At 72.0% G+C, this 10298-nt stretch carries 12 protein-coding genes; 10 read left to right on the forward strand and 2 right to left on the reverse strand.

The features are described from left to right. The 7 genes from AC2CHE_RS25740 to AC2CHE_RS25770 form a co-directional block, all read left to right on the forward strand. Nucleotides 1-650, forward strand: a 650-nt coding sequence (locus AC2CHE_RS25740) for an SbcC/MukB-like Walker B domain-containing protein (RefSeq protein ID WP_484507423.1), incomplete at its 5' end; no start/stop codon positions are given. Between the two features lie 7 nt (nt 651-657). Continuing rightward, nucleotides 658-1626, forward strand: coding sequence for a hypothetical protein (locus AC2CHE_RS25745; protein ID WP_484507424.1), 969 nt, complete (start codon nt 658-660; stop codon nt 1624-1626). Further along, on the forward strand, nt 1626-2483 hold the full coding sequence (locus AC2CHE_RS25750) for a spermidine synthase (RefSeq protein WP_484507425.1): 858 nt from the start codon (nt 1626-1628) through the stop codon (nt 2481-2483). Before AC2CHE_RS25745 ends, AC2CHE_RS25750 begins: the two co-directional genes overlap by 1 nt. Before the next feature lie 83 nt (nt 2484-2566). After that, nucleotides 2567-3259, forward strand: a complete 693-nt coding sequence (locus AC2CHE_RS25755; RefSeq protein WP_484507426.1) for a sigma-70 family RNA polymerase sigma factor — start codon at nt 2567-2569, stop codon at nt 3257-3259. After that, the gene (locus AC2CHE_RS25760) at nt 3256-4032 is read left to right on the forward strand and encodes an anti-sigma factor family protein (RefSeq protein ID WP_484507427.1); all 777 of its coding nucleotides are present in this window, start codon (nt 3256-3258) and stop codon (nt 4030-4032) included. The genes AC2CHE_RS25755 and AC2CHE_RS25760 overlap by 4 nt, the downstream gene beginning before the upstream one ends. 220 nt (nt 4033-4252) lie before the next feature. After that, complete coding sequence (locus AC2CHE_RS25765) at nt 4253-4927, forward strand: COG4315 family predicted lipoprotein (protein ID WP_484507428.1); 675 nt, start codon at nt 4253-4255, stop codon at nt 4925-4927. A 136-nt stretch (nt 4928-5063) separates the two neighbouring features. Next, nucleotides 5064-5981, forward strand: coding sequence for a DNA-3-methyladenine glycosylase family protein (locus tag AC2CHE_RS25770; protein WP_484507429.1), 918 nt, complete (start codon nt 5064-5066; stop codon nt 5979-5981). A gap of 8 nt (nt 5982-5989) precedes the next feature. Here the strand turns inward: AC2CHE_RS25770 and AC2CHE_RS25775 are convergent, their stop codons facing one another. Next, a complete protein-coding gene (locus AC2CHE_RS25775) occupies nt 5990-6202 on the reverse strand; it encodes a hypothetical protein (RefSeq protein WP_484507430.1) in 213 nt (70 codons plus the stop codon). A gap of 136 nt (nt 6203-6338) precedes the next feature. Here AC2CHE_RS25775 and AC2CHE_RS25780 point away from each other — a divergent pair, with 136 nt between their 5' ends. Then, the gene (locus AC2CHE_RS25780; RefSeq protein WP_484507431.1) at nt 6339-7439 is read left to right on the forward strand and encodes an ATP-dependent DNA ligase; all 1101 of its coding nucleotides are present in this window, start codon (nt 6339-6341) and stop codon (nt 7437-7439) included. 33 nt (nt 7440-7472) lie between these two features. Then, nucleotides 7473-9056, forward strand: a complete 1584-nt coding sequence (locus tag AC2CHE_RS25785; protein ID WP_484507432.1) for an alpha/beta hydrolase — start codon at nt 7473-7475, stop codon at nt 9054-9056. Nucleotides 9057-9097: 41 nt separating this feature from the next. Here the strand turns inward: AC2CHE_RS25785 and AC2CHE_RS25790 are convergent, their stop codons facing one another. After that, nucleotides 9098-9658, reverse strand: coding sequence for a winged helix-turn-helix transcriptional regulator (locus AC2CHE_RS25790; protein WP_484507433.1), 561 nt, complete (start codon nt 9656-9658; stop codon nt 9098-9100). 20 nt (nt 9659-9678) lie between these two features. On the opposite strand from AC2CHE_RS25790, the gene AC2CHE_RS25795 reads away from it, so the two are divergent. Continuing rightward, complete coding sequence (locus AC2CHE_RS25795) at nt 9679-10008, forward strand: DUF899 family protein (RefSeq protein ID WP_484507434.1); 330 nt, start codon at nt 9679-9681, stop codon at nt 10006-10008. The last annotated feature ends 290 nt before the right edge of the window (nt 10009-10298 follow it).

Here is a 10298-nt window from a genome sequence, read left to right on the forward strand (position 1 = left end):
ATGCCGGGCTGCCCGCCCCGGACGATCCGGTCCGCGCCGCCACCGTCGCGGTGGAGCGGGCCGAGGCCGAGTTGCGCCGGCTGACCGAGCGGCGCGAGCAGGCCGGGGCGCTGCGAGAGCAGCGGGCCGGGCACGAACGCGAGGCGCAGGTGGCGCGGGCGTTGTCGGGGCACCTGCGGGCCAACAACTTCGAGCGGTGGTTGCTGGCCGAGGCGCTGGATCTGCTTGTCGACGGCGCGTCGGGGATCCTGCGGGAACTCTCCGGCGGCCAGTACGACCTGGTCCACGACAAGGGCGAGTTCTTCGTGGTCGACCACCACGACGCCGGGCTGCGTCGCGGGGTACGGACGCTGTCCGGCGGCGAGACGTTCCAGGCGTCGCTGGCGCTGGCGCTGGCGTTGTCCGAGCAGTTGGCCGGGATGTCCACCACCGCCGCCAGCCTGGAGTCGATCGTGTTGGACGAGGGTTTCGGCACCCTTGACGCGGCCACCCTGGACACGGTCGCCGCCACGTTGGAGAACCTCGCCGCCCGGGGTGATCGGATGGTCGGCGTGGTCACCCATGTTCCGGCGCTGGCCGAGCGCATCCCGGTTCGCTTCGAGGTGCACAAGGACGCCCGCTCGGCCCGGGTGGAACGGACCGGCCGGTGATGCGGACGTGAGCCGTTTCTTCGTCGATGCCTGGGATCCGGGCTACGGGGCGTCGTTCGAGGCCGCGCCGGCTGGTCCGGCCGCGCCGAGCAGCGCCCAGGTCGAGGCGGAACACGAGCTGCCGGCGGTGGACTGGCGGGCGATCGGCCCCCGTCCGCAGGTCCGGGCACCCGACGTGGTGCTGCTGGTCGACGGGGTACGGCGGATCGACGCCAGCATCTGGACGGCCGAGGAGGACGGCGGTTCGTTTCCCGGGCTGGCCGCCTCGTACGCGGCCGGGGTGGTGCGGTGCGACCTGGATCGCGGTGCCGCGCAGCTGGCCGGCGCCACGGTGCAGCGCGGCCTGTTCACCGCCAGCCCGTCGGCGACCGACGTGGTGGCCGGCAACGTCCGCTACCCGGTGCACCGGGTCAGCGGCAGCGGTGAGCTGGCCAGGCTGCCGGCGGCGGTGCAGGGGCCGTTGACCGCCCTGGAGGTGCAGGTCTCGGCCGCCGCGCGGACCGACGAGGACCTGCTGGTGGTGGACGGGCCGTTGCGTAACCGGCGGCAGCTGCCCCGAACGCTCGGCTACATCAAGACCCAGCACAGCCAGTACCTCGACGCCCGACTCACCGCCGTGGTCACCGGTCTGCCAGCGGGTCACCGCTCGCCGGTGTTCCGGCTCGGCACCGCCTGGGGCGGCTGGTCGTGGTATCTACGGCTGCCGGTGGCCGCAGGCGCGCCGTGGGCGGGAATCGTCCGGCTGGAGTGCTCCGCCGACCTGGAGATCGCCGAGGCGGTGCGGTTGGCCGACCTGTCGTTGGTAACCCTGCCCCGCTTCGCGTCCAGCCCGTACAAGGATCCCCGAGCCCCGCAGAACCTCGTGCCGATCGCCGGGCTGGAACGGCGGCTGCGCTCCCGGCTGGGCGACGCACGGCTGCTGCACCGCGCGCTGACCGTTGCCGCCCGCACCGCCGCCGCCCGGACCGGCCGCTGATGGGTCGGCGGCGCGACGCCGACCGGATCACCGAGCCGGTCGACACCGGGCTCGCCGAACTGGTGCCCGATCCGGACCGGTCCGGCTCGTGGACGCTGCTGCTCGACGGCGCACCGCAGTCGCATGTGGACCTGGCCGACCCGACGCACCTGGAGTTCGAGTACGTCCGCCGGCTGGCCGCCGCGATCGACCTGGTGGCACCGGCGGGCGCCCCGCTGCGGGTGCTGCATCTGGGCGGCGGTGCGCTGACCCTGCCCCGGTACGTCGCCGCTACCCGTCCCGGCTCGACTCAGCGGGTGGTGGAGGTGGACGGGGCGCTCGTCGATCTGGTCCGGCGGACGTTGCCGTGGCGGGCCGATCCGCGCCTGAAGGTGCGCGTGGGTGACGCGCGTGCGGTGCTCGCCTCGTGCCGCGAGGCCAGTTACGACGTGGTGGTCGCCGATGTCTTCGCGGGTGCCCGGACACCAGCCCGACTGACCTCGGCGGAGTACGCGGCCGAGGCGGCCCGGGTGCTGCACCCGGCGGGCTGGTACCTGGCCAACGTCGCCGACGGTCCGCCGCTGCGTCACGCCCGGGGACAGGTGGCCACCGTACGCACGGTGCTGCCCCGGGCGTGTCTGGTCGCCGACGCCGCCGTGCTACGTGGCCGGCGCTACGGCAATCTGGTGCTCGTCGCCGGCCGTCAGGATCCGCCGGTGGCCGCGTTGACCCGCCGGGCCGCCGGTGACTGGTTTCCCGGCCGGGTGCTGGCCGAGGCGGAACTCGACCACTTCACCGGTGGCGCCGCGGTGGTGCACGACGGCGACGCCGTCGACTCGACGCCACCTCCACCGGGGATTTTTTCCGTCCGACGTTGATCCGTTCGGTATTGCCTTCCGTACCAGTCAGCAGCCATGCCCGTGGGGGGACGGCTTTCTGTCCAGGGACGTCGGAGGTCTGCATGCACGCACTGGCGGTCGGTTGGCAGAGCGACCGGGTGGGGGTGGACTGGATGTCCGCCCGGTCCCAGTCGCGGCCGACCACGTCCACCCGTGGGGTCGACTCTCGTGCGGCGGCTCGCCAGAATAGCCCGGTGACGCCGCGACCCACCCCTGGCCGCCACCAGGCTTCCAGCACCGAAGCCGCCCATTCCGACCAGTTGGTCCGCACGCTCTACGCGGAACACGCCGGACCGCTGCTGATGTTCGTGATGCGGTTGACCGGCGGTGACCGGCAACGGGCTGAGGACATCGTCCAGGAGACGCTGCTGCGGGCCTGGCGCAACGCGCACCGGTTGGGCGCGCAGGGACAGGGGTCGCTGCGGCCGTGGCTGGTCACGGTGGCGCGACGGATCGCCATCGACGAGCACCGCAGCGAGCAGGCCCGCCCGGCCGAGACGTACGACCGGGATCTGACCGCGTTCGCCGAGGCCGACAGCACCGACCGGGTGCTGCGGTCGATGACGGTGGCGGACGCGCTGCGAACGTTGAGTCAGTCGCACCGGGAAATCCTGGTGGCGACGTATTTCCGGGGCCGGACGGTGCCGGAGGCGGCCGAGGAACTAGGTCTGCCACTCGGCACCGCGAAGTCGCGGGTCTACTACGCGCTGCGCGCACTGCGCACAGCTCTGCAGGAGAGGGGGGTGACGGAATGAGCCGGGTTGACCACATGGACGTCGCCGCGTACGCGCTCGGCGTGCTCGACGAACAGGACATGGAGCGGTTCGAGGAACACCTCGCGACCTGCTGGGCCTGTGCCGCCGAGTTGGAGACGATGGTGCCGGTGGTCGGGCTGCTCTCCGACATCGACGAGGAGTCGATCACGGCGCTGGAGCAGACCCACTCGGATCCGGTCCTGTTGGACCGGACGCTGGTGGCGCTGCGTACGCATCGTCGGCGGGCCCGGTTCCGGCAGGTCCTCGCGACCGCTGCGGCCGTGGTGGTCTTCGGTGGGCTGACCGGTGTCGTGTTCAGCAACCTCACCGACAGCAGCACCACGCCGCCGTTCGCCGGGCCGACCACGGCTCCGGTGGGTCCACCGAGCGACCGTTCCGGAAACCCCAGTGGTCCGGGTTTCGGCGGCAATGAGCAGGAGGGTGAGCAGGTCGACGTCACCGACCCGGCCACCGGCGTCGAGGCGACGTTCTGGCTGACCTCGAAGGACTTCGGCACCAAGATGGACTTCAGCCTGAGCAAGCTGCCAGGGCCGCGCACCTGCCGCCTGGTGGTGGTCCGCGACGACGGCCAGACCGAGGTCGTCTCCACCTGGTCCGTGCCGGACGGCGGGTACGGCACGAACAACAACCCGCAGCTGCTCGCCCTGTCGGCGGCCACGTCGACGAAGCGGGACGACATCAAGCAGTTCGAGGTGCAGGAGATCGACTCGCGGGGTGCCACGGACACTCTGGTGACCGTCCCAGCGGCCTGATCCGCATTCACGAAGACCCGCCTCGATCGAGGCGGGTCTTCGTCGTTGCAGGCGCACCCAGGGTCGGGCACAACGCAGCGACCTGGGGATACGGACTCACACGGACAGAAGACCCGGACGGTTCAATGAGTTCTTGTGAGCTTGCCCACCCTTTCGAATTCAACCTTGACAGCGCTCGTCCCGTATCTCCCGGTGAACTTGCCAAGCATGAGGAGGGCACGTGGCACAGATGAAGCGGACCGTCATCGCCGTGGGCGCCATGTTCGCACTTACGGCCTGCGCTCCCGCGGGCTACAACGGGGCGGACGCGGGCGCGGCCGAGCCGGTCGCCGTCGCCGCGGCCGAGCCCACCGAGACCGCCGACCCCGAGGCCAGCGCGGATCCGGGTGCCTCGGCGTCACCGGGCCCGGAGGAAGAGACCGACGCTCCCCTGCCCGACGGCGTCGAACTGACCGACAGCCTGACCGGCAAGAAGTTCCCCCGGATGGGCAGCGCCGTGGTCAACCAGGACGGATTCATCCTGTACCGCTTCGACCGCGACACCAACGACCCGCCGTCGTCCAACTGCGACGGCCAGTGCGCCGAGGTGTGGCCACCGGCGCTGACCAACGGCGCCCCGGAGCTGAAGGGCGTTTCCGACGACGACGTCGGCACCATCACCCGGGAGGACGGCACCCGCCAGATCACCCTCGACGGCTGGCCGCTCTACACCTACATCGGTGACAAGAAGGCGGGCCAGTGGAAGGGCCAGGGCGTCGGCGGCACCTGGTTCGTGGTCAACCCGGACGGCAGCAAGAACCTGGAGTGCCTGCCCAAGGGCACCCCGAAGGCGGTCGCCCCGCCGTCCAAGACCGAGTCGAACGACGCAGACTCCGACTACGACTACAACTACTGATTCCATCAGCACGCCGGGTGGCCGGCCGCAGCCAGCAATGGCGCGGCCGGCCACCGACGTCTCTAGGGCGCGTTCCCAGGAGCTGGTCAGGGTGGGTCCACGACGACCCGCCCGCGCCAGGTGGCACAGTGACCAGGTGACCGGTAACGAACCGAAAGCGCGGCGGGTGCTGCGCCCGCCAGCCGGCTACCGCTTCGCCGCCTCGGTGCGTCCGCTCACCTTCAGTCCGTACGACCCGTGTGCGCGCCTCGTCGCGGGCGTCTTCTGGTGGGCGGCGCGCACGCCCGACGGACCGGCCACCCTGGCCCTACGGCCCGAGGGTGCCGATCTGGTGGCCGAGGGGCACGGCCCGGGTGCCGGCTGGATGGTCGAGCACGCCGACGCGGTGGCCGGGCTCCGCGACGACCTGACCGGTTTCGCGGAACTCGCCGCGAGCCACCCCGTGGTGGCCCGACTCGCCTGCCAGCAGGCGGGGTCACGGATGCCGACCACTGGGCTGATCTTCCCCCGGGTGCTGCGGGCCGTGCTGGAGCAGAAGGTCACCGGCAAGGATGCCTACCGGGGGTACGCGGCGACGGTGCGCCACTTCGCCGAGCCGGCCCCGGGTCCGGTACGGCTGTTGCTGCCACCCGACCCGACGGTGATCGCCGCCGCGCCGTACTGGGTCTTCCATCCGTTCGGCATCGAGCAGCGACGGGCCGAGACGTTGACGCGGGCCGCCCGGATGGCCGACCGGCTGCAGCGATGCGCCGACTCGACCGAGGCCACCCGGCTGTTGCGGTCGATCCCGGGCATCGGGCCGTGGACCGCCGCCGAGGTGGTCCGGGTCGCGTACGGCGACGCGGACGCGGTGAGCGTCGGCGACTACCATGTACCCAACACGGTCGCCTGGGCCCTGGCCGGCGAGCCGCGCGGCGACGACGCCCGGATGCTGGCGCTGTTGGAGCCGTTCCGGGGCCACCGGGGCCGGGTCTGCTGGCTGTTGGAGGCCGCAGCCGTGCAGGCGCCGAAGTTCGGCCCACGCGCCCCGATCCGCTCCTTCGCCCACTTCTGAGTACGGGATCAGGCGGCCTCGCGCAGGTCGGCCAGGTCGACCGGGGTACGCCGACGCAGCAGCTCGGCCAGTTCGTCCACCGATCCGACCTCGCCGAGCACGTTCTTGCCGCCACCGAAGCGCCGGGGGTAATGGTGCACCAGCCGGTACAGGTACCGGCCGTGGATCAGCTCGACGCTGACCCGCCACCGCCCGCAGCACCCGCACACCCACTCCGCCACCTCGCGAAAGTAGCTCTGACCTGCGGTTTTGCGATTCGCCCGGGCGGGACGTGACCGGCCTGAGACGGACACGCCGCCCACCGGGCGACCGTGATCCGGCTCACCACTGTCGGTGCCGTCTGGTTGACTGATCGCCGTGGACCTGCCGATCAACCCGCCGGTGGAGCCGATGCTCGCCCGCAGCGTCAGCTCGATCCCCACCGCCCCGGGGATGACCTACGAGCCCAAGTGGGACGGCTTCCGCTGCATCGTCTTCCGCGACGGTGACGAGGTGGAGCTGGCCAGCCGGGGCGGCAAGATGATGACGCGCTACTTCCCCGAGGTGGTCGAGCAGGCCCGCCGGCAACTGCCGCCGCGCTGCGCGGTCGACGGCGAGCTGATCGTGATCCGCCGCGACGGCCCGGACGGGCAGCCCCGGCTCGACTTCGAGCTGCTGGCCCAGCGCATCCACCCGGCGGCCTCCCGGGTGAAGCTGCTCGCCGAGACGACCCCCGCCGACTTCGTCGCCTTCGACCTGCTCGCGCTCGGCGACGAGAGCCTGATCGACGCCCCCTACCCGACCCGCCGGGCCCGGCTTGAGCAGGCGCTGTCCGGGGTGCTCCCGCCGGTGCACGTCACCCAGATCACCACCGACGCCGAGGTGGCGCGCCGCTGGTTCGACGTCTTCGAGGGCGCCGGCCTGGACGGGCTGATCGCCAAGCCCGCCGACCTGCCGTACGAGCCGGGCAAGCGGCTCATGTCCAAGGTCAAGCACGCCCGCACCGCCGACGCGGTGGTCGCCGGGTTCCGCTGGCACAAGTCCGGTCCGGTGGTCGGGTCGCTGCTGCTCGGCCTCCACGACGACGCCGGGGTGCTGCACCACGTCGGGGTGAGCGCCTCGTTCACCATGGCCCGCCGCGCCGAGCTGCTGGAGGAGCTGGCCCCCTACCGCGACGCCGGGCCCGAGCACCCGTGGGTGCACGGCGACCACGAACGCGGGCAACGCATCCCCGGCGGGGTCAGCCGCTGGACCGGCACGAAGAACCTGGAGTGGGAGCCGCTGCGCCCGCAACTGGTGGTCGAGGTGGCGTACGACGCGATGGAGGGTGACCGGTTCCGGCACACCGCGCGCTTCGTTCGCTGGCGTCCCGACCGCGACCCGCTCTCCTGCCGATACGATCAACTCGACCGGCCGGTCCGGTTCGACGTGGACCAGGTGCTGCGGGGTGACCCGGCGGTCCCGGCCGGGCCCGCATAGCTAGGCCGGCAACCTGATCACGGAGGCTCGTTCGTGACCCGTACGCCCGATCGGACCCGCCGTTTCCGGCTCACCGTGGCCGGCCTGGCCGCCGCCGTGGTGGTCACCGCCGGCTGCACGCTGCCGGCGTTCGCGCCGCGCGCCGACGTCGACGGCGAGGCCGCGGCACCGGGGGCCGCGGCGACCTGGCGGTCCTGCCCGGAGGTGGCCGACGAGGTGGTCGGGCGGCGCGCACCGGACATCCGGTACGAGTGCACCCGCATCCAGGTGCCGCGCGACTGGGCGGGCGGCAGCGCCGCCACGACCGGTCCCGGTGCCGGCGAAACCTTCGAGATCGCGCTGCTCCGGGCCCGTTCCACCAATCAACGCGACCGGATCGGCTCCCTGCTGGTCAACCCGGGCGGTCCCGGCGGTTCGGGCGTCGACACCGCCGTCTACCTCACCTTCGGTGAACAGTACGGCGGTCTGCCCGACGCCATCCTCGAACGATTCGACATCGTCGGCTTCGACCCGCGCGGGGTGTCCCGGTCCAGCCCGGTCGAGTGCATCCCGGACGCCGACCTCGACGCCGTCTTCGGCTACAACCCCGACCCGGAGAGCCAGCCGGCGTTCGACGACTTCGTCGCGCTCAACGAGCGCATCGGCCAAGGCTGTGGCGCCAAGTACGGCGACCAGCTACCGCTGTACGGCACCGAGCAGGCGGCCCGAGACATCGACGCGATCCGGGCCGCCGTCGGCGACGAGAAGTTGACCTACCTCGGCTACTCCTACGGCACCCTGCTGGGCGCCACGTACGCCCAACTGTTCCCGCAGCGGGTGCGGGCGCTGGTGCTCGACGGCGCGGTCGACCCCCGACAAGGTCTGATCGAGGGTTCGGAGAGCCAGGCGAGGGGCTTCGAACGCGCCTTCGACAACTTCGCCCGCTGGTGTACGGCCAACGCGGCCCGCTGTCCCGTCGCCCCCGACGCCCGGGCGGCGGTCACCTCGGCGATCGACAAGGCCGAGGTCTCCCCCGTCCGCTCCGCCGAAGGGCGGGAGGCCACCGCCGGCTGGATCTTCTACGCCATCGTCTCGTCGCTGTACTCCGAGCCCGGCTGGGAGCAGCTCGCCCAGGCCATCGACCGGCTCAACGAGGGCAACCCGACAGACGTGTTCCGGCTCGCCGACAACTACACCGACCGTGACTCCGACGGCAACTACAGCAACCTGTTCGACGCCAACCTGGCTATCAACTGCGCCGACGAGGAGCAACGCCCCGACCTGGAGCGGATCCGCCAACTCCAGTCCCAGTGGCGCACCCGGTATCCGCTCTTCGGCGCACCACTCGCCAGCGGTCTGGTTACCTGCACCGAGTGGCCCGGCGGCAGCGACCCCTACCCGACCGGCCGCGCCGAGGGCGCCCCGCCGATCCTGGTCGTCGGCACCACCGGCGACCCCGCGACGCCGTACGAGCAGACCCCGGCCCTGGCCGAGATGCTCGGTGTCGGCCGGGTGCTCACCTGGGAGGGCGAGGGGCACACCGCCTACCCGCAGACGGCCTGCATCACCGAGGCGGTCAACGCGTACCTGATCGACCTGACCGTCCCGCCCGACGGCAAGCGCTGCCCAGCCCGTTGACCGGGCGGCGGTCGCTCGCCGTGCTGGCGGCGGGCGTCCGTTCAACGGCTCACGCTCGCACCGAGATAAAGGCGTAGGACGCGGTTGACGGTGTCGCGGTCACCCTCGACGTGTACGTCCAGCAGCCCGTCGGCGGCGGTCACCCGGTAGTCGCGGACCGGTGGGTCGGGCTGCCGGGTGTCGTAGAGGCGTAGGGCGATCGGCGACAGGCCCTCGGGGACGGGCGGCGCCATGGTGCGCATGGCGAGGACCATGGCGTCGAGTGTCATGCCACCGTTGGTGCGCGGGTCCGGCCCGGAGGAGTACCACCGGCCCAGGGACGCCAGGACCGACTCCAGGCCACGACCCCACTCGGTGACGGCGTACGCGCGGGTGCGGGCCAGGTCGGGCAGGGTCACCTGGTCGACGATGCCGGCCTGACGCAGGGATCTGAGCCGGCCACTGAGGACTGCCGGCGTGATGCCACGAACGGCGTCCTGAAGGTCGGCGAAGCGCTTGGGACCGAGGAGCAGTTCGCGGACGACGACAAGCGTCCACCGGTCACCCACCAGGTCGAGGGCGTTGGCAGCCCGGCAGGCGTCGCCGTGGTGCGCGTAGGTCAACTTGACAGGCAATCCCGATCATGGGTTACCTCCACCCGTGGTACTCGACGTACGGCATCGACGAGCCCGCGGTCGCCGGCGGCGGCAACATCGCCTGCTACCTGCGCCGGGGCGACCGGGTGTTCCTCACCTACGAGACGACCGGACGCGGCGTCGAGGCGATCATGGGCTCGCTCGAGCTGCTCGACATGACCGGCTACGGACGACAGGAAGCCTGGGAGGACTCCCCCGACGGCTGGCCGCAGGCCGACCCGACGTACAGCTGGTGGCGCAAGGACGGCCGCCCGGTAGCCCAGTGGACCCGCCCCGGCGCCACGCCCGTCCAGTCGAACCAACACCACTGCCACTGAAGACCTGGGCCGAACGGTTGCCAGCTACCTCGTGGCCGTCGGCGGCAGAGACCACGCCACACCGACCGGCATGTCGCTAAGGGATGGACGCGGACATTACGGATCTAATGGGTCGGTGCTGAGAATCGATGTCGTTGCGGCCGGGTTGTTGCTGGCATTGACCGGCTGCGCCGTTGGCTCTCGGACGCCCACCAGCACCGAGAAGGCCCCTGGGATCTCGTCGGGGGGGGGGGGGGGGCCGGCGGCGGGCCCGCCCCGTCCGGCGCGGCCCCGGCCGGGACCGCCGGCGG

The organism is Micromonospora sp. ATLC16, assembly GCF_057196645.1.

Coding starts and splice junctions, on each gene's coding strand:
- AC2CHE_RS25755 (WP_484507426.1), top strand. CDS start 2,567: ATGCACGCACTGGCGGTCGGTTGGCAGAGCGACCGGGTGGGGGTGGAC.
- AC2CHE_RS25760 (WP_484507427.1), top strand. CDS start 3,256: ATGAGCCGGGTTGACCACATGGACGTCGCCGCGTACGCGCTCGGCGTG.
- AC2CHE_RS25795 (WP_484507434.1), top strand. CDS start 9,679: ATGGGTTACCTCCACCCGTGGTACTCGACGTACGGCATCGACGAGCCC.
- AC2CHE_RS25750 (WP_484507425.1), top strand. CDS start 1,626: ATGGGTCGGCGGCGCGACGCCGACCGGATCACCGAGCCGGTCGACACC.